The sequence below is a fragment of the Pseudomonas sp. PB3P13 genome, assembly GCF_054897735.1.
Genome location: NZ_CM142702.1, coordinates 1,659,773 through 1,681,943 on the forward strand (window position 1 = coordinate 1,659,773; position 22,171 = coordinate 1,681,943).

24 protein-coding genes are annotated in these 22,171 nt (G+C 59.1%); 12 read left to right on the top strand and 12 right to left on the bottom strand.

Annotation, left to right across the window (positions count from 1 at the left end; translation table 11 throughout):
• Window positions 1-26: 26 nt before the first annotated feature.
• Together ACYZT1_RS07470 and ACYZT1_RS07475 are read right to left on the bottom strand one after the other, a co-directional pair.
• Window positions 27-398: a YajD family HNH nuclease gene (locus ACYZT1_RS07470; RefSeq protein ID WP_007898702.1), complete on the bottom strand. Its 372-nt coding sequence runs from the start codon at window positions 396-398 to the stop codon at window positions 27-29.
• A 49-nt stretch (window positions 399-447) separates the two neighbouring features.
• Window positions 448-1,134: a spermidine synthase gene (locus ACYZT1_RS07475; protein WP_462018356.1), complete on the bottom strand. Its 687-nt coding sequence runs from the start codon at window positions 1,132-1,134 to the stop codon at window positions 448-450.
• Window positions 1,135-1,227: 93 nt separating this feature from the next.
• Between ACYZT1_RS07475 and ACYZT1_RS07480 the strand changes: the two genes are divergently transcribed.
• Window positions 1,228-1,518, top strand: coding sequence for a hypothetical protein (locus tag ACYZT1_RS07480; RefSeq protein WP_462018357.1), 291 nt, complete (start codon window positions 1,228-1,230; stop codon window positions 1,516-1,518).
• On the opposite strand, the gene ACYZT1_RS07485 is transcribed toward ACYZT1_RS07480, so the two are convergent.
• Together ACYZT1_RS07485 and ACYZT1_RS07490 are read right to left on the bottom strand one after the other, a co-directional pair.
• Window positions 1,515-1,988 carry a Crp/Fnr family transcriptional regulator gene (locus tag ACYZT1_RS07485; protein ID WP_462018358.1) on the bottom strand — a complete coding sequence of 158 codons (474 nt, stop codon included), beginning with the start codon at window positions 1,986-1,988 and terminating at the stop codon, window positions 1,515-1,517. The genes ACYZT1_RS07480 and ACYZT1_RS07485 overlap by 4 nt on opposite strands.
• Window positions 1,989-2,203: 215 nt before the next feature.
• Window positions 2,204-4,258, bottom strand: coding sequence for a S9 family peptidase (locus tag ACYZT1_RS07490; protein WP_462018359.1), 2,055 nt, complete (start codon window positions 4,256-4,258; stop codon window positions 2,204-2,206).
• A 269-nt stretch (window positions 4,259-4,527) separates the two neighbouring features.
• Here ACYZT1_RS07490 and ACYZT1_RS07495 point away from each other — a divergent pair, with 269 nt between their 5' ends.
• From ACYZT1_RS07495 to ACYZT1_RS07520, 6 genes are all read left to right on the top strand, one after another.
• Window positions 4,528-5,025 carry an MFS transporter gene (locus tag ACYZT1_RS07495; RefSeq protein ID WP_462018360.1) on the top strand — a complete coding sequence of 166 codons (498 nt, stop codon included), beginning with the start codon at window positions 4,528-4,530 and terminating at the stop codon, window positions 5,023-5,025.
• Window positions 5,026-5,051: 26 nt separating this feature from the next.
• Window positions 5,052-5,828, top strand: coding sequence for a class II glutamine amidotransferase (locus ACYZT1_RS07500; protein WP_462018361.1), 777 nt, complete (start codon window positions 5,052-5,054; stop codon window positions 5,826-5,828).
• A 12-nt stretch (window positions 5,829-5,840) separates the two neighbouring features.
• Complete coding sequence (locus tag ACYZT1_RS07505) at window positions 5,841-6,383, top strand: DUF2937 family protein (protein WP_462018362.1); 543 nt, start codon at window positions 5,841-5,843, stop codon at window positions 6,381-6,383.
• Between the two features lie 333 nt (window positions 6,384-6,716).
• The gene (locus ACYZT1_RS07510; RefSeq protein WP_462018363.1) at window positions 6,717-7,469 is read left to right on the top strand and encodes a 5-oxoprolinase subunit PxpA; all 753 of its coding nucleotides are present in this window, start codon (window positions 6,717-6,719) and stop codon (window positions 7,467-7,469) included.
• The gene (gene pxpB / locus ACYZT1_RS07515; RefSeq protein ID WP_462018364.1) at window positions 7,466-8,170 is read left to right on the top strand and encodes a 5-oxoprolinase subunit PxpB; all 705 of its coding nucleotides are present in this window, start codon (window positions 7,466-7,468) and stop codon (window positions 8,168-8,170) included. The genes ACYZT1_RS07510 and pxpB overlap by 4 nt, the downstream gene beginning before the upstream one ends.
• A complete protein-coding gene (locus tag ACYZT1_RS07520) occupies window positions 8,167-9,093 on the top strand; it encodes a 5-oxoprolinase subunit C family protein (RefSeq protein ID WP_462018365.1) in 927 nt (308 codons plus the stop codon). Before pxpB ends, ACYZT1_RS07520 begins: the two co-directional genes overlap by 4 nt.
• 115 nt (window positions 9,094-9,208) lie before the next feature.
• Here ACYZT1_RS07520 and ACYZT1_RS07525 read toward each other — a convergent pair whose 3' ends face one another.
• From ACYZT1_RS07525 to ACYZT1_RS07535, 3 genes are all read right to left on the bottom strand, one after another.
• Window positions 9,209-10,522, bottom strand: a complete 1,314-nt coding sequence (locus ACYZT1_RS07525; protein WP_462015893.1) for an IS4 family transposase — start codon at window positions 10,520-10,522, stop codon at window positions 9,209-9,211.
• Between the two features lie 119 nt (window positions 10,523-10,641).
• On the bottom strand, window positions 10,642-11,820 hold the full coding sequence (locus ACYZT1_RS07530) for a vWA domain-containing protein (protein WP_462018366.1): 1,179 nt from the start codon (window positions 11,818-11,820) through the stop codon (window positions 10,642-10,644).
• An 18-nt stretch (window positions 11,821-11,838) separates the two neighbouring features.
• On the bottom strand, window positions 11,839-12,684 hold the full coding sequence (locus tag ACYZT1_RS07535; protein ID WP_028620815.1) for an AAA family ATPase: 846 nt from the start codon (window positions 12,682-12,684) through the stop codon (window positions 11,839-11,841).
• Window positions 12,685-12,884: 200 nt separating this feature from the next.
• Between ACYZT1_RS07535 and ACYZT1_RS07540 the strand changes: the two genes are divergently transcribed.
• Entirely contained in the window at window positions 12,885-13,115 is a 231-nt protein-coding gene (locus ACYZT1_RS07540; protein ID WP_462018367.1) for a DUF4160 domain-containing protein, read from the top strand.
• Entirely contained in the window at window positions 13,103-13,606 is a 504-nt protein-coding gene (locus tag ACYZT1_RS07545; RefSeq protein WP_462018368.1) for a DUF2442 domain-containing protein, read from the top strand. Before ACYZT1_RS07540 ends, ACYZT1_RS07545 begins: the two co-directional genes overlap by 13 nt.
• Here ACYZT1_RS07545 and ACYZT1_RS07550 read toward each other — a convergent pair.
• Window positions 13,603-14,679, bottom strand: a complete 1,077-nt coding sequence (locus ACYZT1_RS07550) for a DUF748 domain-containing protein (protein WP_462018369.1) — start codon at window positions 14,677-14,679, stop codon at window positions 13,603-13,605. The two genes, ACYZT1_RS07545 and ACYZT1_RS07550, sit on opposite strands and share 4 nt — an antisense overlap.
• A 126-nt stretch (window positions 14,680-14,805) precedes the next feature.
• Between ACYZT1_RS07550 and cysK the strand changes: the two genes are divergently transcribed.
• Together cysK and ACYZT1_RS07560 are read left to right on the top strand one after the other, a co-directional pair.
• Window positions 14,806-15,783, top strand: coding sequence for a cysteine synthase A (gene cysK, locus ACYZT1_RS07555; RefSeq protein WP_462018370.1), 978 nt, complete (start codon window positions 14,806-14,808; stop codon window positions 15,781-15,783).
• A 204-nt stretch (window positions 15,784-15,987) separates the two neighbouring features.
• Window positions 15,988-16,926 (top strand): aspartyl/asparaginyl beta-hydroxylase domain-containing protein, encoded by a 939-nt coding sequence (locus ACYZT1_RS07560; protein ID WP_462018371.1) that lies wholly within the window; start codon window positions 15,988-15,990, stop codon window positions 16,924-16,926.
• A gap of 245 nt (window positions 16,927-17,171) precedes the next feature.
• On the opposite strand, the gene ACYZT1_RS07565 is transcribed toward ACYZT1_RS07560, so the two are convergent.
• Entirely contained in the window at window positions 17,172-17,549 is a 378-nt protein-coding gene (locus tag ACYZT1_RS07565; protein WP_462018372.1) for a hypothetical protein, read from the bottom strand.
• Window positions 17,550-18,144: 595 nt separating this feature from the next.
• Between ACYZT1_RS07565 and ACYZT1_RS07570 the strand changes: the two genes are divergently transcribed.
• Complete coding sequence (locus ACYZT1_RS07570; RefSeq protein WP_462018373.1) at window positions 18,145-19,008, top strand: DMT family transporter; 864 nt, start codon at window positions 18,145-18,147, stop codon at window positions 19,006-19,008.
• Window positions 19,009-19,053: 45 nt separating this feature from the next.
• Here the strand turns inward: ACYZT1_RS07570 and ACYZT1_RS07575 are convergent, their stop codons facing one another.
• The 3 genes from ACYZT1_RS07575 to ACYZT1_RS07585 form a co-directional block, all read right to left on the bottom strand.
• Entirely contained in the window at window positions 19,054-19,995 is a 942-nt protein-coding gene (locus ACYZT1_RS07575) for a LysR family transcriptional regulator (RefSeq protein ID WP_462018374.1), read from the bottom strand.
• A 69-nt stretch (window positions 19,996-20,064) separates the two neighbouring features.
• Window positions 20,065-21,594 carry a tripartite tricarboxylate transporter permease gene (locus tag ACYZT1_RS07580; protein WP_462018375.1) on the bottom strand — a complete coding sequence of 510 codons (1,530 nt, stop codon included), beginning with the start codon at window positions 21,592-21,594 and terminating at the stop codon, window positions 20,065-20,067.
• Window positions 21,591-22,124: a tripartite tricarboxylate transporter TctB family protein gene (locus ACYZT1_RS07585; RefSeq protein WP_462018376.1), complete on the bottom strand. Its 534-nt coding sequence runs from the start codon at window positions 22,122-22,124 to the stop codon at window positions 21,591-21,593. Before ACYZT1_RS07585 ends, ACYZT1_RS07580 begins: the two co-directional genes overlap by 4 nt.
• Window positions 22,125-22,171 lie beyond the last annotated feature (47 nt).

Here is a 22,171-nt window from a genome sequence, read left to right on the forward strand (position 1 = left end):
GGGCCACTCGAAACACTGACGAGACTTCAGTCTTCTTTCTTCATCAACCCCGCCAGCGCCGCAAACGGGTTGTGCGTCGCCTTGGCGATCTTCGGCGTGCTCAGCGAGCCTTCGTCGAAATACTGCTGGTCGGTATACCGCGAATGCTCGTTGTCATGGCAATACAGGCACAACAACTCCCAGTTGGAGCCGTCCTGCGGGTTGTTGTCGTGATTGTGGTCGCGGTGATGCACAGTCAGTTCGCTCAGACGCTTGCCGGAAAATTCACGGGCGCATCGACCGCAGACGTGCGGGTACATCTTCAGGGCCTTGTCGCGGTAACCCATTTCCTTGTCGCGCTGGTTGTCGGCGAGAATGCGGTCCAGTTTCGACGTGTTGGTCGGCGTTGACGAACTCATGGGTTCACCTTTGTAAAAGACTAATGACGGTTATGAGAGGGAGTTTAGCTCAGCCCTTGAGCTTCTCGGCAATCCAGATGGTGTGGCGGGTGCCTTTGTTGCCATGGGCGAACACCTGCACTTCCTCGGCCTTGAATCCGGCCTTCTTCAGTTTGTCCGAAAACTGCTTGTCAGCGCTGGCTGACCACACGGCCAGAATGCCCTTGGGCCTCAACGCCTTGGCGCAGGCACTCAGCCCACCTGCAGAGTAGAGCCAGCTGTTGGCCCGTTGCGTCAGCCCTTCAGGGCCGTTGTCGACGTCGAGCATGATTGCATCGAAACCTTGCGGCTCGGCCTGCAGGACTTTCGCCACGTCTTCCATGCGGATCACCGTGCGCGGGTCGAGCAGCGGGTTGCCGGATTTCGCGCCCAGCGGCCCGCGGTTCCATTCCACAACGCCGGGCACCAGTTCGGCGACCACCACTTCGGCGGTTTTGCCCAGATGCTTGAGGGCCGAGGCGAGGGTAAAGCCCATGCCCAGACCACCGATCAGTACTCGCGAGTTCGGGCGTCCGGCAACTTTGCGGCAAGGAATCTCTGCCAAAGCATCTTCCGAGCCGTGCATGCGCGTATTCATCAGTTGCCCACCATCGCCACCCTGAATCTTGATGACGAAATCCTCACCGTATTCGAACAGGCACAGGGCACCGCCGTTTTCAGGAATGGGCGCGGTGTCGAGCAGGACGAAACGTTTCATGGGGCTCACTTGAGAAGAAAAGGTATTGGGTAGGGCGAACGAACGCAGTTGGGAGTAGCCTGCAAACAGACAACAAGGCCAACGGAGCCATTGATGAAGCGCACCATTCTAACGGTCATTACCCTGGCCGCGCTCTCGATAACTGCCGTGCAGGCTGCGGATCTCCAAAACATTCCGACCACGCCTGCGCCGTTGCCCGGCTCGCCTGGCACAGCGACGCCGACGCCATACCCGCAAATCACGCCCAACAGCGTCCCCAAGGCTGGACCGGGAAGCGGTGGCCCGCCGATGTTGCCGCCGATCATGGTGCCAAACCCGCCCAAGGATCAGCCGTTGCCGGGCCTTGAGCAGGACAGCACAAAGGTCAAATCGCCAGGTGGCTAGACTTGCTGGGAGAGCAGTTGACCGTCTGCCATGCGCAGGCGTTTGGACAGCGAGACCGCCAGCGCTCGGATGATCTTGGCGGCGATTTTTGGCGCATCGTTGAGCATTTTTTCCAGTGAATCCTTGCCCAGGTTCAGTAACTGGCAATTGCTCGCGGCCACGCAAGTGGCCGAACGCCGTTCACCGTCGAGCACGGCCATCTCGCCGAAGGCGCGACCGCTGCGCAGAATGGCCATGGTCACCGCTTGCCCTTCGCTGTTGGTCTTTTGCACCGCCACCTGGCCGGTGTGGATGATGCACATGAAGCTGCCGGCATCGCCCTCATGGAAGATTTCTTCGCCTTCAGCCACGGTGCTGATGCTGAAATAGCCCGAGGCCGCTGCAAAATCGGCGGGCAGCAATTGATCGAACAGGCCACAGTCCATCAGCCAGTAGCGAATTTCGTTGTTCAGTAAGCTCGGTTCTGACATGTCGTCACGTTCTGATTTTTGTGGTGTGTTGCGGTTCGGCGTTGGGGCTCACTGCCAGTCCCTTGTGGCAGCGAGCTTGCTCGCGATGGCGGTGTACCGGACGACAATGATGTCGGCTGACACGCCCTCATCGCGAGCAAGCTCGCTCCCACAGGGTATGGGTTGTCGTGGGCCGGACATTCAGGTGTTAAGACCGGGTCACTCGTCCAAGTTCCTCAGGCAATTCCCAAAACCCTGAAAACAAATGCATATTCGAGTGCTACGTCACGCAATCCCTGATACCGCCCGCTCATCCCGCCATGGCCGGCGCCCAGTTCGGTCTTGAGCAGCAAAGGATTCATATCGGTTTTGGTAGCGCGCAATTTCGCCACCCACTTCGCTGCTTCCCAATACTGCACGCGAGTGTCGTTGTAGCCGGCAATTACCAACGTGGCCGGATACGCCTGCGCGGTGACATTTTCGTACGGCGCGTAGGCCTTGATCCGATCATAAACGTCCGGCTCTTCAGGATTGCCCCATTCGTCGTATTCCGTCACGGTCAATGGCAGATCGGGGTCGAGCATGGTGTTGAGCACATCGACGAACGGCACTTCGGCGATCGCCGCACCGAACAGTTCAGGACGCATATTGAGCACTGCACCGATCAACAAACCGCCAGCGCTGCCGCCGCTGATCGCCAGTTGTTCCGAAGTGGTGTAGCCGTTGTCGATCAGGTGCTCGGCGCACGCGATGAAGTCGCTGAAAGTATGGTGCTTGTGTTCCTGCTTGCCGGCGCGATACCAGGCTTCACCCAGTTCACCGCCGCCACGCACATGCGCGATCGCGAAAGCCACACCGCGATCCAGCAGGCTCAGGCGAGCGTGGGAAAACCACGGGTCGAGGCTCTCGCCATAGGCACCGTAGCCGTACAGGTAAAGCGGCGTTGGCTGACCGAGCGCTTCGCGTTTGACTACAAGGCTGATCGGCACTTGCGTACCGTCCGGCGCCGTTGCCCACAGGCGCTGGCTGACGTAGGCATCCGCGTCGAACGGACCGAGCACCGGTGTTTGCTTGAGCACTGCCTGCTCGCCGCTGGCCAGCGTCAATTGACGGATCTGCGCCGGACGGTTCAACGCTTCGTAGCGCAGGCGAATCCTGTCGCTGACGAATTCCAGGCTGTTCTGCACGTGCAGGCTATACGCGGCATCCGGCAACTGAACGCGGTAACCCGGCAGATCTTGCGGGTGGACTTCGATGATCGGCAAGCCGCCTTCACGCAGACTGAGGGTCATCGCCCCGGCATTGAGGCTCATGCCGTCGATCATCGTCGTGTCGCGATGGGGGATCAGGTTTTGCCACTGCGCCTCGGTCGGCGCGATGCCGGTATCGACCGCCGTGTACAACGCAAAGTTGATACCGTCGCGGTTGGTGCGGATGAACCAGGTCCATTCGCCATCCCGTACGCCGTGATCGACGTCGTATTCGTGGTCTTCCACGCGTGGCGCAATGCAGGTAAACGGCTGCTGTGGCTGGAACGCGTCGAGTACCCAGACTTCGCTGGTGGTCTTGCTACCCAAGGCCAGCAGCAGTTGCTGCTCGGAGCTCGAGCGGTAGCAATGCAGAAAGAAGCGACCGTCCGACTCATGGAAAACTTCCTCGGCCGCCGTGCCGTCCAGCCGATAGCGGAACAGTTTGTGCGGGCGATGGGTTTCGTCCAGGACGCCGAAGAACAGGGTCAGGCTGTCATTGGCCCAGGTCATGCTGCCGTCGCAGTCTTCGAACTCCAGTTCGCTGACGCGGCCGCTGGATAATTCCTTGACGAACAGCGTGTAAATCTCATCGCCTGCAGCGTCGATGCTGTAGGCCAGGCGCTGATGGTCGGGGCTGATGCTGAATGCGCCGAGGGAGAAGAACCCGCCGTTGGCCAGTTCGTTCGGGTCCAGCAATAGCTGTTCGCGGCTTTCGTCGAGTTGCAGGCTGTCATCGGCCGGTCGCGGGCAGCGGTAGTGGCGAGCGTATTCATCGCCTGCCGTGGTCCGCGTGTAATACAGGTACGGACCCCAGGGCGAAGGCAGCGACAGATCGGTCTCGAGTATGCGCCCCTTGATCTCTTCGAAGAGGGTTTCACGCAGTGCGGCCTGATCGGCGGTTTGCGCTTGCTGATAGCTGTTTTCCGCTTCCAGGTAATCGAGCACCGCAGGGGTGTCGCGGTCCTGCAGCCACGCGTATGGATCAGAACCTTCAGCCTTGTGGGCAATTGGAGCGCTGGTGACGTTGGCGGGTACGGGCATGAATGGCTCTCGAACAATGAACGGAATATGGATCCGCACCGTGCTGGTGCGGACTTGTGGCGAGGGGGCCTGCCCCGTTCGGCTGCGAAGCAGTCGTCAACCGGTCACTGCGATTGGACGATATGGCGGTGACTGTTTTAAGGGCCGCTTCGCGACCCAGCGGGGGCAAGCCCCCTCGCCACATAAGCTCGCTCCCTCGGGGCTTGTGCTTGGGACAAGCCGGACAGGCGAAAAGTCGTTACTATAAGCGCCTCTTTGCCTGCCTTGCCATGGACACCATGACCGAGAACGACTATCTGATCGCTTGGGGCCTTTACGCCTTTGCCGCTTTAGGCTGCCTGCTGGTGTGGATGCGCATCACCCGCTGGATGTGGCGCTGGCTGCGTGAACCGCTGCGGCTGCTGGTTGCCGTGTTGCTGTTCAGCCCGACCATCATCGACCCGGTGAAGGAAAAGATCGCCCCAGCCATCGCCATTACCGCGCTTGATCTCATGTTCAAGGTCGGCAACAACGCCTGGCGGGCGATCTCCGATCTGTTCATGTACGGCATGATTGCTTTCGGCGCCTATCTGGTATTTGTGGCGATCCGGTTCCTGATCGAGCGCGCCTCCAACGCTCGCAAGGAACAAGCAGCCACTGCCCAGACTGCCGTGCGCGCCGACGGGCCGGAAGACGATCAACCTTTCGGCGGTGCCGGCGATGATCGCTACGGTCGCCCACCCGTGCCGAGCAACCCCCAGCGCATGCGGGTCGAACCCCGTTTGTAAGCCGGCCCTGAAGCGAGAGTCCGAACATGTGTGAGTTATTGGGCATGAGCGCCAACGTGCCGACCGATATCGTGTTCAGCTTCACCGGGCTGATGCAGCGCGGCGGCCGTACCGGGCCGCACCGGGATGGTTGGGGCATCGCTTTCTACGAAGGCCGTGGCCTGCGATTGTTTCAGGACCCTGCCGCCAGTTGCGAGTCGGAAGTGGCCAACCTGGTCCAGCGCTATCCGATCAAAAGCGAGGTGGTGATCGGGCATATCCGCCAGGCCAATGTCGGCAAGGTCTGCCTTTCCAATACCCATCCATTCGTGCGCGAGTTGTGGGGACGCAACTGGTGTTTCGCGCACAACGGACAACTTGCCGGTTTTGAGCCGATCAAGAGTTTCTACCGTCCGGTCGGCGACACCGACAGCGAAGCGGCCTTCTGCGATCTGCTCAACCGGGTGCGCGGTGCGTTCCCGGAGCCGGTGGAAATCGAAGAGTTGCTGCCAGACCTGGTCAGCGCCTGCGCCGAATATCGCGGTAAAGGCGTCTTCAACTGCCTGCTGAGCGATGGCGACTGGCTGTTCTGTTATTGCTCGACCAAACTGGCCCAGATCACCCGTCGCGCGCCGTTCGGCCCGGCGCGTTTGAAGGATGTCGATGTGATCGTCGACTTTCAGGCCGAAACCACGCCCAACGACGTGGTGACCGTAATCGCCACCGAACCGTTGACCGAAAACGAAACCTGGACCCGTTACGAACCGGGCCAATGGAGCCTGTGGCGGCGCGGTGAATGCGTCAGCCAGGGCAAGACCGAATAAGGATTGTCCTTCATGTTGCTCAGTTATCTACGGCTGGTGTTGTTTGCGGCGGGCCTGCTGATCGGTGTCCAGGTACCGGGGTTCATCAGCGATTATGCCAAGCGGGTTGAAGCGCATCTGCTGGAAGCGCAGACCGCTCTGAGTGGTTTTCAGGGCACGGCCAATCAGTTTTTCAAAGGTGACATGCAGGCGTTGGTCGCCCATTACCGCGCCAGCGAAGACCCGATTTTTCGCAGCGATGCCGACAGCCTGAGCAACATGCTCAATCGCCAGCTGGCGCTGGATAAACAGTTCCAGGCCATGCAAGGCCCTTGGTACATCCGTTTCCTGCAAGTGGTGCTGGCGGCCGATCCGGATATTCGCAAGGAAACCTGGAATGGCTACAGCTATCAGATTTTGCTGACACCGCAAGCGATGATCTGGGGCATGAGCGGCGCATTGCTGTTGTCGTTCGGCATTGAATGCCTGTTCCGTTTGATCGATTGGGTGGTGCTGGGCGGCAAGCGCCTGCGCCAGAGCCGGCCGATTGAAGACCGCGATGTGCGAGGTCTGTAGCGAAAGGGCTCGTGCGGCAGACGGATCGTGTGGCAAGACGGCTAGCGTGGCAAGACGGCTAGTGCGGCAAGACGGCTAGTGCGGCAAGAGAGCTTCTGTGGCGAGGGGGCTTCTGTGGTGTGGAAGGCTGTTGTGGCGAGGGGGCTTGCCCCCGTCCGGCTGCGCAGCAGTCGTAAGATGTTCGCCTCGCGTCGATCTCGACCACCTGGCGCACGCGGCGGTTATTCCGCTATCACTGGCGGCCCCAAGCCTGCCGGAAACCCGTGGCAAACAACTCGACGCGCAGTAATCTACCTGCATTCAAAAGAAATAAAACCTACAGGAGTGTTCGCCGTGAGCCGCCTGCTTTTGAACTGCGACATAGGCGAGAGTTTTGGCAACTGGACCATGGGTCTGGACGCCGAAGTGATGCCCTTTATTGACTGCGCCAACATCGCCTGCGGGTTCCACGCCGGCGACCCGAGCATCATGCGCCAGACCGTCAAACTGGCCTTGAGCAACGGTGTGCAGATTGGCGCGCATCCGGCTTATCAGGATCTGGTCGGTTTCGGCCGACGTTCCATGGCCTATCGCGCCCAGGAACTTCAGGACATTGTGCATTACCAGATCGGCGCCCTCGACGGGATCTGCCGCGCTCAGGGCGGTCGCGTCAGTTACGTCAAACCCCATGGCGCGATGTACACCGACATGATGGCCAACCCGGCGCAATTGCGCGCCGTCCTGCAAGCCGTGGCGTCCTATGATCGGACGTTGCCGCTGATGCTGATGGCGACGCGGGACAACAGCGCTGCGCAGCGATTGGGTGATGAATACGGCGTGACGCTGTGGTTTGAAGCGTTCGCCGATCGCGCCTATGACAGCGCCGGCATGCTGGTCTCGCGGCAACTGCCGGGGGCGGTGCATCATGAGTCGCAGGTCATCATCGATCAGGCGTTGACCATTGCCCGTGGCGACGACCTCACCGCCAGCGACGGCAGTGCCTTGCGCCTGCAGGCCAACACCCTTTGCGTGCACGGCGATAACGCCAGTTCGGTGGCAGCGGTCCGGCGAATCCGCGAAGCCCTCGACCGGCAGAGCGAACCATGAAACCGCGTGTGGAAGTGGTGGCGCTGGATTGCCTGATGGTTCGATTGTTCGATGAGATCAACGAAGCCAACATGCCGTGGATGCTCGCGGCCAGTGAAAAGCTGCGGATCGCGTTCGCTACGCATTTGATCGATCTTGTGCCGTCCTATACGACGTTGATGGTGCATTACGATCTGAGCGCGCTGAATCCGGCGCAGGCTAGGGAGTTGATCGCCCAAGCGTTGATCGACCTGTCGCCCAATGCGCGTGCGCACGGCAAATCCCATGTATTGCCGGTGTGGTATGACCTGAGCGTCGGCCCGGAATTGAGTGTGTTGGCGCTGCGCAGCGGACTCGCGGTGCAAGAGGTGATTCGCCGTCACAGCGAGCGTGAATATCAGGTATTCGCTTTGGGCTTCGCGCCGGGTTTTGCCTTTATGGGGCTGGTCGAAGAAGCGTTGGCTGCACCGCGCCTGGACACGCCACGCAAGAAAGTCGCGGCTGGCAGTGTCGGCATCGCCGAGCGGCAAACCGCTGCCTATCCGGTGGTATCGCCGGGCGGCTGGAACCTGATCGGGCGCACGCCGACGCAGTTGTTCGACCGAGACCGCGACGGTTACAGCCTGATGCGGCCGGGCGACACCGTGCGCTTTGCGGCGGTGAGTCATGCCGAGTTCATCAACCTGGGCGGTGATGACACGCCGCTGGAGGCGCAGGCATGAGTCGACTGACGATTGAAGCCAGCACGCCGCTGTGTTTGTTGCAGGATGGCGGTCGTTTCGGGGTTCGGCATTTGGGAGTCACGCAGGGCGGGGCGCTGGATTGGCGATCAATGTCTTGGGCCAACTGGCTGTTGGGCAATGACCTGGATGTGCCCGTAATCGAAATCACCCTCGGCGGATTCGCTGTCGTGGCCGAGCAGGATTGCTTGCTGGCGCTGGCCGGCGCGGACCTTGGCGCGCAACTGGAGGGCCAGACACTGGCACCGTGGCGCAGCTTTGAATTGCGCAGAGGCCAGCGTTTGCGATTCACTCAACCGTTGCTGGGCGCGCGCGCATACCTTGCGGCACCGGGCGGGTTTGATGCGCCAAAGGTGTTGGGCAGCAGTGCAACAGTGGTCCGCGAAGCGCTGGGTGGGCTAGATGGCATGGGCAGGGCGCTGGCCACGGGAGCTTTGCTAAGCTACTCGACGGAAGCGCCGTTGCAGATGCCTGAATTACCGCGTGATCAGCTGCCCGATTTCACGTCCGATGCGCCGTTGGACGTCGTGCTCGGGGCGCAGATCGGCGATTTCAGTGGGCAGAGTTTGTTCGATGCATTCAACAGCGTCTGGACCCTCGACAGTCGTGCCGACCGCATGGGCATTCGTCTGCTGGGCGCTGGGCTGGAATATCAGGGTAAACCGATGATTTCCGAAGGCATCCCGTTGGGCGCGGTGCAGGTCCCGCCGGACGGGCAGCCGATTGTGTTGCTCAATGATCGGCAGACCATCGGCGGCTATCCGCGTCTGGGAGCGCTGACACCGTTGGCGCTGGCGCGCCTGGCGCAATGCCTGCCGGGGGCCGGGGTGCGGTTGCGGCCGGTGGTTCAGGAGGTTGCGCATCGGGAGCACGTTGAGTATTTGTGCCGGTTTTCGAACCGCTAAAAGCTTCGTCGGATCGCCGCCCGGAGCAAGCCCGGCTCCCACAGGATTTGATGGTGTTCACAAAATGTGTATATCACCTCAGATCCTGTGGGAGCCGGGCTTGCCCTAATGCCAGTCAGTTAAGCCCTCCAGCCTTCTTTTTGGGATATTTGACTGGTCTAGGCTTGACCACCCTTGGGTAACTTCGCTGTCGTCTGGCAGGTAGCATGAAGTGTTGAGCCTGGACTCTCAGCTCTGCCAGTCGTTTAGGGATCGTACCTGGCGTTTCAAGCGGGCAGAAACGCAGCGCGTTGCTGACCGCTTGAGCCAACCAGAGAAAGCTCAAACGTTGTGGTACCACCTTTATTTCTTCAGCCATCAAGCGCATCTCCTGGCGGATCAGGTTGTAGGCCAGCAGAGCTCCCCACAGTTCTTGGCGCACCAGATCAGGCTGTTTACTGCGCAATTGCTCTCCTTTGAGCAGGTTTTGCTTGATCTCGCGGTAACCCAATTCGATTTCCCAGCGTTCGTTGTAGTGCCCTGCCACCTGATGGGCAGGGTAACGTTCGGCATCGATCAACGAGGTGAGATAGCGGCGGGGTTTGTCGTCTATCGAGTACTCAATCAGTCGTGCCTGCCAATGGCTAGGAAGGTCGGGACGTTGCTTGAGTGCATCTCTGGAAACAGTCAGTCGCACAAGCCAATCACCGGCGCCCAACTCTTTGATCACCTCGTATTTAAGCGGTTTGCGTGCCCGCATGAGCCAGTGCCGTTCGGTTCCGCTTTGCTGCCAGTCAAGCAAGAGCGCTGCCGAGTAGTAGGCACGGTCAAAAATCGTCACCGAGTGATCGCTTACCGATTTCTCAAGACCTTTGGCATGGCGAAGTTCGCCGACCGAAAACTCGCCAAAACAGGCGTCCCGAATCAAGTGACTATAGGTATCCATCAGGCAAACACCGCGCACTTGTGGCCAGGCTCCGTCTCCCGAGTGAGTCCGCCCGCCACCGAAGGCTTGGCGGTTTTCCGGTGTGTCGGGGGTAGACCACACCACGCCGTCTACCGCAAAGCTGCGTAACCCTAAAAAGCCAGCCGAAGCTGGCTGCTCAGCACCGCCCCATGACTCTGCCAATTGCTTAAACAGTGCCGCCAGAGGCTCTGATCCAAGCCGTTGCCGGGCCTGGACTGCGGCGCTAGGCACAGGCACCTTTGCTTCGCCCAAAGCCAGTCCCAGCTGCTGCACGATGAGCCAAATCGGCTCGTTCTTGAACAAGGCCAACCCCACCACCAACCAGACAATGCGCTCGGCCGGCAGGCGTCTGCGGCGCAGGGAAACAGTTCCGGTCGAAGCCAGCGCTTGCTCGATCCACAGGGGATCGATCAATTGCGCGAAGCGTTCGAAAGAGATCGGATTGAGTTTGGTAACTTCTTGAAGGGCGTTTTGCAGGGACATGAAGCGGACTCATAAAAACATAAACCCGTTTCTATTACTGCTGGGCGGGCAAGTCAATTCCTTAACTGACTGGCATTAGGGCTTGCCCGCGAAGGCGGCTTCCCGGACAACGAAGAGCTCTATTTGGAAAGAAACCGCATCCCTTCTTCCAGCCCCCGCAACGTCAGCGGATACATCTGATCGTCAATCAGATCCCGCACGATATTGGTCGAGGCCGTATAGCCCCACGTATCTTTCGGATACGGATTGATCCAGATGAGCTTCTTGTATTTCTCCCTGAACCGTTGCATCCACACATAACCGGCTTCTTCGTTCCAGTGCTCGACACTGCCGCCAGCCTGAGTGATTTCATAGGGCGCCATCGCCGCGTCGCCAATGAAGATGACCTTGTAATCAGCGCCGTATTTGTGCAGCAAATCCTGGGTAGACGTGCGCTCGGAAGTGCGGCGCATGTTGTTCTTCCACACCGACTCATAAACGAAGTTGTGAAAGTAGAAATACTCGAGGTGCTTGAACTCGGTCTTGCACGCCGAAAACAATTCCTCGCAGATCTTCACATGCGCATCCATCGAGCCGCCGATGTCGAACAACAGCAACAACTTGACCGTGTTGCGGCGCTCGGGTCGCATCTGGATATTCAGCAAGCCAGCGTCCTTGGCGGTGTGATCGATGGTGCCATCGATGTCCAGCTCTTCCGCTGCGCCTTGACGGGCGAATTTGCGCAGGCGCCGCAAGGCCACCTTGATGTTGCGCGTGCCCAGCTCCACCGAGTCGTCGAGGTTCTTGTACTCGCGTTGATCCCAGACCTTGACCGCTTTGCCCTGACGTTTGCCGGCGTCGCCCACCCGGATGCCTTCCGGGTTGAAGCCACCGGAACCGAACGGGCTGGTACCGCCCGTGCCGATCCATTTATTGCCACCGGCGTGGCGTTCTTTCTGCTCTTCGAGGCGTTTTCTGAATTCTTCGATCAGCTTGTCGAGTCCGCCAAGGGACTGGATTGCGGCGCGCTCTTCGTCCGTCAATGAACGCTCGAATTCCTTGCGCAGCCAGTCCTCGGGAATCAGGGCTTGAAGGTGATCGTCGAGTTTTTCCAGGCCGTTGAAATAGGCCCCGAACGCGCGGTCGAACTTGTCGAAATGCTTTTCGTCTTTCACCAGAATCGCCCGGGACAAGTAATAAAACTCGTCCATGTCGGCGAAGGTCACGCGCTGTTTCAGCGCGTTGATCAGGTCGAGCAATTCGCGCACCGAGACCGGCACCCTGGCGGCGCGCATTTCATTGAACAGGTTGAGCAGCATGGCTATCGTCTCAAATGATCAGCGAGTACCACGACGGCTCATGAACGCCAGACGCTCGAGCAACTGCACGTCCTGTTCGTTCTTCACCAGCGCACCGGCCAACGGCGGAATCGCTTTGGTCGGATCGCGTTCACGCAGTACCGCTTCGCCAATGTTGTCGGCCATCAGCAACTTCAGCCAGTCCACCAGTTCCGAAGTCGATGGTTTTTTCTTCAGGCCTGGCACTTTGCGCACGTCGAAAAACACGTCAAGTGCTTCGCTGACCAGGTCTTTCTTGATGTCCGGGTAATGCACGTCAACGATTTTCTGCAGCGTGGTGCGATCCGGGAATGCGATGTAGTGGAAGAAGCAACGGCGCAGGAAGGCGTCCGGCAATTCCTTTTCGTTATTTGAAGTAATGATGATGATCGGACGTTTTTTTGCCTTGATGGTCTCGTCGATCTCGTAAACGTAGAACTCCATCTTGTCGAGTTCTTGCAGCAGGTCGTTGGGGAACTCGATGTCGGCCTTGTCAATTTCATCGATCAGCAGAATCACCCGTTCTTCCGATTCGAAGGCCTCCCAGAGCTTGCCCTTTTTCAGGTAGTTGCGAACGTCGTGGACCTTTTCGGTGCCCAGTTGCGAATCGCGCAGGCGGCTGACCGCGTCGTACTCGTACAGGCCCTGATGCGCCTTGGTGGTGGACTTGATGTGCCAGGTGATCAGCTTGGCGCCGAAGGACTCTGCCAGTTGTTCGGCGAGCATGGTTTTACCAGTGCCCGGCTCACCCTTGACCAGCAACGGACGCTCCAGGGTAATGGCGGCGTTGACCGCCAGCTTCAGGTCATCGGTGGCAACGTAGGCCTGAGTGCCTTCGAACTTCATCTGCTAATCCTCGAACGGTGATGCCGACCTGAGCGAGGCAGGGCGGGGCGCAATATGGTTTGCCCGACTATAACGCGCCGCCCGGTCGACTGTGAACGCAGACGGCCTATTCAGTCTCTGAATGGCACGTCACATCTTGACTTGGTCTGGGGCGATGGCCAGCATTGAGGTATCGCCATGTTGGCGATAGCCTGCTCGACATGTCTACTAAATATCGATTTCGCGATACATACCGTATTCAACTGCGCGAGAAAGACCACCCGCCGCCCCATGTTCATCTGACCGGCGGAGGCGTTGACGTCATGCTCAGCCTGGAAACGGTCGAAGTCTTGGCTGGCAAGGCCCCGCCATTGATCATCAAGGAAGCGTTGAAATGGGTCAGAGCCCATCAGGCGCAATTGCTGGAGGACTGGAAACAATGTTACCCATGAAGCGACCACGGTTATCTGCGGTGCAGGCATCTCCCGACTTTCGTCTGGGCCTGAGCTTTATCGACGGGCAACAGCTGACCCTCGATCTGAAGCGTGATCTGGAAGCCTACCCCGCGTTGCAGCCCTTGCTGGACGCACGCGCTTTCGAGGCGGTGACCTTGGGTGATGACGGCTGGAGCGTTGAATGGCCTGCACAGGATATTCAGATCGGCGCCGACACCCTCTATCTGGACGCGCTCGCGCAAAACGCTGCAGATGAAAACACCCGTATTTTCATTGACTGGCGCGCGCGAACCGGGTTGCCCTTGACCAAGGCAGCGCAAGCGTTAGGCATCAGTGCTCGCAGCATTACGCGATACAGCAGCGGACGAGAAGCCGTGCCTCGTTCATTGGCACTGGCTTGCCTGGGTTGGGACTGGTTGCAGCAGCAAGCTCACCCGGCGAGAGCGGCCGAGGAGACCGGCCGTTACACCGTCATCCGCAAGCGTTAACCGGCATCCGGTTTCGGCCGCTCGTACCGTGCGTTGAATGCCTGCACAAACCCGTTACGCAAAATCTGCAAGAAAGCCTCAAAGGCGTTGACGTCCTGCTGGTGTACATTCCCGCTCAGTTCGACGCGAGTGGCAAACTGGTTTTTCTGCTGGTTCTTGAGCACGGTTTCGGTGCCGCCGACCAACGCCTCCCAGACAGAACGAAACAGTCCTTTCTTGTCGTTTTCGACATCCTGCTGCCAGTTGAACACATCGACATCACGCAGCAGCGGCTTGATATAGCCCTTGAGCTGTCCTTTGTTGGCCTCCGCTTCAATGACTACATCACCGTGGCCTGCGTTGAAATCAAACTTGCCATAAGCCGAGGCAAAGTCGTTCATGCGCTTGAGTTCGATGCCTCTGGCGCGCAAGCGGAAATCGAAGTCTTCAAAGTCGCTCAACGGGTCGAATGTAGCCGTGGCTTCCAGCGGCGCATGTCCCAACAGCAACGCCTTACCTTCGAATCGGGCGTCGCGCTTGCCTTCGGTGTCGACAACGTTGGTCAGGTTGAAAATGCTCGCGTTGATCTGCGTCGCGTTCATGTTCACCGGGGGCTTGGAATTGAAGTTGCGAAAGCTGATCTTGCCATCGTTAATGCGCACTTCGTTCAAGGTTATCGGCGCCAGTTTGCTCAATTGTTCACGCCAGTCGGTGCCTTCACCGGTCTGGGAGTTCTGCTTGTTGGCGCCGCCGTCGACGAAGTTGACCTCGGGGTTGAAGAACTGCACCTCGGCCACCACGGCGCGGTCATACCAGAGCGAATGCCAGCTCACAGCCAGTTCGATCACTGGGGCATTGACGAAGGGAACCGGGACTTTCCCGTCCACTTTGACGATTTTCAGGCCGTTGATCCTGTAGGCGCCGCGCCACAGCGCCACATCGACATCCGTGACCTGGCCCCGGTAGTCGCCCATGTCCGCCAGCTTGTCGTTCAGGTAATCGCGGACCAGGTAGGGTAAAGCAATATGCAGTGCGATCAGCAGCACGACGAGGCCGGCAAAGACCCACAGGGGCCAACTGTATCTGCGTTTCATAGTGGCAATTCTCCAGCGATGTAAAAGCATTGACTGCGCGTGTCGCTGGACGTTCGACTGACTGGACGACCACGGGCAACAGGCATACCGTTATGGGCCTCTCCAACGCTGCACAAGGACCCAGCCATGAGCCGTATTTTTGCTGACAACGCCCACTCCATCGGCAACACCCCGCTGGTGCAGATCAACCGCATTGCTCCGCGGGGCGTGACCATTCTGGCCAAGATCGAGGGGCGTAACCCCGGTTATTCGGTCAAGTGCCGGATCGGCGCAAACATGATCTGGGACGCCGAAAGCACCGGGAAACTCAAACCTGGCATGACCATTGTCGAACCGACCTCGGGCAATACCGGCATCGGTCTGGCGTTCGTCGCCGCCGCGCGCGGTTACAAACTGATGCTGACCATGCCGGCATCGATGAGCATCGAACGACGCAAGGTACTCAAGGCCCTGGGTGCCGAACTGGTGCTGACCGAGCCGACCAAGGGCATGAAAGGCGCCATCGAAAAGGCGGCCGAACTCGTTGCCAGCGACCCGTCCACCTACTTCATGCCAGGCCAGTTCGACAACCCGGCAAACCCGGCGATCCACGAGAAAACCACCGGCCCGGAAATCTGGAACGATACCGACGGTGCCGTCGATGTATTGGTGGCCGGCGTCGGCACCGGCGGGACGATTACCGGTGTGTCGCGGTATATCAAGAATACGCAGGGCAAACCGATCCTGTCGGTCGCGGTTGAGCCGGTGTCTTCCCCTGTCATCACGCAGGCGCGGGCGGGTGAGGAAATCAAGCCGATTGCACCGCACAAGGTGCAGGGCATCGGCGCCGGTTTTGTACCGAAGAACCTGGACTTGTCGATGGTAGACCGGGTTGAGCTGGTCACCGACGAGGAATCAAAGGCCATGGCCCTGCGCTTGATGCAGGAAGAAGGGATTTTATGCGGCATCTCCTGCGGTGCGGCGATGGCGGTGGCTGTTCGACTGGCCGAGACACTGGAAATGCAGGGCAAGACAATCGTGGTAATCCTGCCCGACTCTGGTGAGCGCTATTTGTCCAGCATGCTCTTCAGCGATCTGTTCACCGAGCAGGAGAACCAGCCATAACCCGGCACGAACCTTAATCCAGGGGGATTGATTCACGTCAGTCCCCGTTCAGCCACCGTGTGTTAACAAGGGGTTTGTTGCGCATTCCTCAACGCTGTATATGAAAAGTGCAGGTTTTTCCGCTGGCCTTGAGTCTCTAACATGGCTGGCTGCCGCGTCGGGTAAATGGCGTTGAGTAAGTTGTTTACGATCAAGGAGTTGTTGATGAACGTTTCATTTGCCGCGAAGGGGTCTTTGTTGCTGCTGTTTCTGGGCAGTACGCTGTATGTGCATTTGCGTGGCAAGGCGCGCTTGCCGGTCCTGCGCCAATTCGTTAACCATTCCGCTCTGTTCGCACCTTACAACGCCTTGATGTACCTGTTCTCCAGGGTACCCTCCAAACCCTATCTGGACCGCAGCAAGTTTCCCGAACTTGATGTGCTCAAGGACAACTGGGAGGTGATCCGCGACGAGGCGATGCACCTGTTCGACGAGGGCTACATTCGCGCCGCCGAGAAGAATAACGACGCCGGTTTCGGTTCTTTCTTCAAGAAAGGCTGGAAGCGTTTTTACCTCAAATGGTACGACAAGCCATTGCCGTCGGCGGAGGCGCTCTGCCCAAAAACCGTGGCATTGGTCAGCAGCATCCCCAACGTCAAAGGCGCGATGTTCGCCTTGCTTCCTGGCGACAGCCACCTCAATCCGCATCGTGATCCGTTCGCCGGTTCACTGCGTTATCACTTGGGGCTTTCCACTCCAAACTCCGATAACTGTCGTATCTTCGTCGATGGCCAGGAATACGCCTGGCGCGATGGCGAAGATGTGATGTTCGACGAGACTTACGTGCACTGGGTCAAGAACGAAACCGGTACGACCCGGGTCATTCTTTTTTGCGATGTCGAGCGGCCGCTGAGCAATCGTGTCATGACCCGCATCAACCGCTCGATCAGCGCCTTCCTCGGCCGCGCCACCGCGCCGCAAAACGTCGATGAAGAAAGGGTTGGTGGCATCAATCGGGCCTACGCCTGGAGCAAGCGCTTCAGTGACACCTTCAGCGGCGCGGTCAAACAGTGGAAGCGTCGCTATCCCAGGGCTTACCGGGTGATGCGCCCGGTGCTGGCAGGGGTGATGCTGATGTTGTTGGGGTATTGGCTGGTGGGATGATGATCTTGCAAAAAAAACCGCTCGAATGGCGTTTTTATGCCTGAAATTTAGCGGCGCCCTGCGAGCACGTTGGGTTCTTCGCCTTCAATGCCCGTCGCAAGGATCTGGAGCAACTGTCGCTGACTAGCAGTGGGCTTCAGAGCTATCTGCTTCCTGGGCAAGGCGGATAAGCGTTTTGTTGTAGAGGTTCGGCTGGTTGATTTACCCATTTTGCCTCCGTATAGAGGTTAAGGATCAGGTGGTTTTTAAGATAATAGGCTTTCCGATACTTTGACAAGTCGGCCCTCGGCATCGAAATAGAACCCGTGTTGTTGGTAAATGGAAATTGCGCCCTTTAGCGGCTCCTGTACTTCAACAAAATGACTACCAATGATAGTAGCGTAGTGCTCAAGAGCCAAAATGGACAACGTCAAAATGCGCTTTTTCAGAGGATGGTTTTCTGGCCGGCCCTCCAGTCGCACGATGCGGATTCGTTGCCGACTTTTGTTTGGGTTTGCGAAACAAAGTCCGCACAGCTGGTCATCAAACCAGATAGACAGATCCAGCGCCAGAGGTTCTTTCGCTTTCCAGCCCGCAACTTCATGCCATAAAAAAATGCGGCTCGTCCCACGCCGCAAAGGCATTCAATGCTCCCGCGTCTATCGGTTCAAATCGTACCTTTGATAAATCAGGCACGGATGAGCCAAACTGTTCGTTGGCCTTCTGCAATTGAGCAGTGCTGACCGCTGCAAGCTTCCTGGCCCTGGACTTTTGCAATTGGTACCGAAGTAACGTCCGATCCCTTGGCATGTGATCTCTTGCATTCCATGTCCCTACGGCGGGTGATTCATTTGTCCTCAGAGTAAGCCGCTGACTGGTCACTGTCGTTACTGGCCCCTTGTCCAAGTGATTGCAATCCATGTCACACGCAGGTTATTGTCGGCGCTCCCGTTCCACCCCTCTCAAAAAAGATCAGCCCATGCCAGTTCCTTCCTCCAAAGCGGTAGTCGATTCAGCGGTCAACGCTGGCGTCGTGCCGTGCGGGAATCGGCAGCCTGTGCAGATCAGTCATTACCCTCCACCTGTCCGTAGCACGCCGGTGTGCGCAGTCGTATCACCGCCGGGCGTTGGCGTTTCGGGCTGATCCGCTTTTCTTGCCGATCCCTGCGCCCGCCTGAAAAAGCTACTGGATTTCAGCTTCGGCTGAGTTGGCTTCTTGCCTGACTACAGGTGGTATTCATGTTTGTCCTTTCGAAAAAATCCGCGCTCGCGGCGGCGTCCACGAGCCTGTTCGTTCTGCTGTGGAGCAGCGGCGCGATCTTCTCCAAATGGGGCCTGGCCCATGCTTCGCCCTTCGCCTTTCTGCTGATTCGTTTTGTCATTGCCCTGTGTGGACTTGTGGTACTGGTGCCGCTTCTTGAATTGAAGCTGCCCAAGGGCGGCAAACCGATGCTGTTTGCGATAGCCACGGGCGTGGTGCTGTTGGGGGCTTATCAGATTTTCTATCTGCTGGCCCTCGACCTTAAAGTGACGCCCGGGGTGATGGCGACGATCATGGGCGTGCAGCCGATTCTCACGGTGGTGATCATGGAGCGGCAGCGCTCCATCCGCCGGATGTTCGGGCTGGCGCTCGGCCTGGCCGGTTTGGTCATGGTGGTTTACCAAGGCATCGGACTGGCGGGCATGTCGCTGGCCGGGATGCTCTTCGGATTGCTGGCGCTGGCGAGCATGACGGTTGGCTCGATCATGCAGAAGCGCATCACCGATAACCCGCTCGGCACACTGCCGGTGCAATACCTCGCCGGACTGCTGCTGTGCGGGATCTTCGTGCCGTTTCAGCCATTCCACTTCGAGCACAGCAGCGGCTTTATCGTGCCGGTGTTGTGGATGGGGTTGGTTGTGTCGGTAGTGGCAACCTTGTTGCTGTATCGGCTGATCGCACGGGGCAATCTGGTGAATGTCACCAGCCTGTTCTATCTGGTGCCGGCGGTGACGGCGGTGATGGATTACCTGATCTTCGGCAATCGCCTGGCAGCACTGAGCGTGCTTGGCATGCTGCTGATTGTCGTGGGTTTGATGTTCGTCTTCCGTAAAAACGCTTAAGCAATAACAATGACGAAAGGCCCGGAGCCTCTGCTTCGGGCCTTTTCATTTGACCAGCGCATGCTCTGCGCGCACCGAATTCATGAATGCCTGCATCGCTGAAGACTGAATGCGATGGCGCCGGGTGATCAGGCCGAAGGGCGGCAGGCGCGCCTCGAACTTGATCGGCAGCACCGCCAGCAAATCGCGCCCGGGATAATCCTCGACCACCGACACCGGCGTGACGCCTAGCATGTCGGTCTGCTGCACTAACGAAAGCAATGTCATGATCGAGGTGGTTTCGACGATGCTGCTGGGGATATCGACCCGCGCATTGTGGAACACCTGATTGATGATCGCGCGCATCGGGCTCGGGTGTTGTTGCAGCACCCAGGTCATGTTCTGCAACTGCGCCCAGCTCAGTTGTGTTTCCTGCGCCAGCGGGTTTTGCGCACCGGCGATCACGCACAAGGCTTCTTCACCGAGGCTGTCGAACAACAGTTCTTCGGCCCGCGCGCCGGCAGGAATCCGCCCCAATACGATATCCAGCTGATCCTGCAACAACGCCTGTACCAGCACGTCGCTGGTGTCGACCTGGATGCTCATGGACAGGCGCGGATGGCTTTGCTTCAAGGTCGCGATGGTGCGCGTCAGCAAGCCCGAGGCCAAGGCCGGAATGGCGCCGACGGCCACCCGGCCAAGGTTGCCGGATTCGAGCGCCACCAGCTCTTCGCGCATGCCGCTGAGTTCGGCGAAGACCATGCGAGCGTAGTACGTGACGGTTTCCCCGAACGGGGTAGAGCGCATGCCGCGCGGCAATCGCTCGAAGAGTTCGACGCCGAGCAAGTCTTCGGCTTCGTGCAGCATTTTGGTGGCGGCCGGTTGGGTCATGCCGATGTGATCGGCGGCGCGGCGAAGCGAGCCGAATTCCTGCAGCGCCAGCATCAGCCGCAACTGGCGCAGACGCAGGCGACTGTGGATCACATTGGCATCAGGAATTCGGGTCATGGGCCGCGCTCGCAAAAAGGACTGCGGCAAGCCTGACAACAAATGTCAGGCGTTGCCAGCATTGCCGTATCACAGCACCGATTCAGGTTTGGCGAGGCGAGATTTGCGCAGGCCCAGTACGGTTTGCAGGGCTTTGGAAATCAGCGGCCAGAACAGCATCAGCAGCGCCGCCGTGGTCAGCCCCCCCACCAACGGGTTGGACCAGAAGATGCCGATGTGCCCGTCCGAAAACAGCATCGACTGACGGAACGCATCTTCGGCCTTGTCGCCCAGCACTGCCGCCAACACCAGTGGTGCAATCGGGTAGCCCAGTTTCTTGAACAAATAACCCAGTGCGCCAAAACCCAGCATCAGCACCACGTCGAAGAACGAATTGTGCACCGAGTAAGCACCGATGGCGCACACCATGATGATGATCGGCGCAATGATCGAGAACGGAATGCGCAATATCGAAGCAAACAGCGGCACGGTGGCCAACACCACGATCAGGCTTACCACATTGCCCAGGTACATGCTGGCGATCAGGCCCCAGACAAAATCATGCTGCTCGACGAACAGCGTCGGTCCTGGGTGCAAGCCCCAGATCATCAGGCCACCGAGCATTACCGCAGCGGTCGCCGAACCGGGGATACCCAGGGTGAGCATTGGCAGCAGCGCGCTGGTGCCGGCGGCGTGGTCGGCGGCTTCCGGGGCGATCACGCCTTCCAGTTCGCCCTTGCCGAAGTTCTCGCGGTTCTTCGAAAAGCGTCGCGCCAGGCTGTAACTCATGAACGACGCCGCTGTCGGCCCGCCCGGGGTAATGCCCATCCAGCAACCCACCAAAGTGCTGCGAACGATGGTCCACCAGTAACGTGGCAACCTGGCCCACGTGCGCAAAATCACCATGGGGGTGATGCGCGCATGCTCGCCGCGAAACACCAGGCCTTCCTCGACCGTGCAGAGAATTTCACCGATACCGAACAGGCCGATCACGGCCACTTCGAAGCTGATGCCGGTCATCAGGATCGGTTGGTCGAAGGTCAGGCGCAGATTGCCGGACACCGTGTCCATGCCGACCGCCGCCATGGCGAAACCGATCATCATCGCCACCACGGTTTTCAACGGCGGATTTTTGCTCATGCCGATGAACGTGCAGAACGCCAGCAAGTACACCGCGAAGAACTCCGGTGAGCTGAACGACATGGCGAATTCGGCAATGCGCGTCGACAGAAACGTCAGCAGCAACACCCCGGCCAGCGCGCCGATCAGGGCGGAGCTGAACGCCGCCGTCAGCGCTTCGGCCGCACGGCCTTCGCGGGCCATCGGGTAACCGTCGAAGGTGGTCGCCACGGATGAGGGCTCGCCGGGTATGTTGAACAAAATCGAGGTGATCGAGCCGCCGAACAGCGCACCCCAATACATGCATGACAGCAGAATGATCGCCGACACCGGCGACATGGTGAACGTCAGCGGCAGCAGCAGCGCCACGCCGTTGGGGGCGCCGAGGCCGGGCAGTACGCCGACCAGAATACCCAGCAGCACACCGATCACCATCAGGCCAATGTGGCCCGGGGTGAGGATCAGGTTCATGCCTTGTAGCAGAGAATCGAACTCGCTCATTTGAAGTGTCTCCCGGCCTGCGCAATCCAGTCGCCTAACGGACCGGCATCCAGCGGGACCTTGAACCACAGCGCGAAAATCAGGTAGCTGGCGAGCACGGCACCGAGGGAGATGCAGGCAATTTTCCATTTGCTGTACGGGGTGGTACGCGCCTTGTCACTCCACATGAACCACGCGATGAAGCAGGCCGAGGCCACGTAGAGGCCCACGAACGGCATCGCCGCGACAAACAGGGCAATCGGGATGAACACCGACAGCACTTGGCGAAACGCGCTGCGGCTGACGAAGGAAATGCTCAGGGCTTTCCAGCGCACCAGCGTCAACACGCCGTTACCCAGGCTGGCCGCGCTCAACAGCAGGCCGATGTAGAAGGGGAAATAACCCGGCTCTGGGCCGGAGTCGCCCCAGCCGATACCCTGTTCGACGCTGCCGAACATCACCACCACACCGATCAGCGCGGTGAAGAGTGTCAGGCCGAGCTCGACCCAGCGGGTACCGACCAGCGCCGGTGAATCCGAAGATTGGGACATCGCACACCTCCAGCGGATGGCGGCCGGGCGCGGTCGCGCGGCCGCAG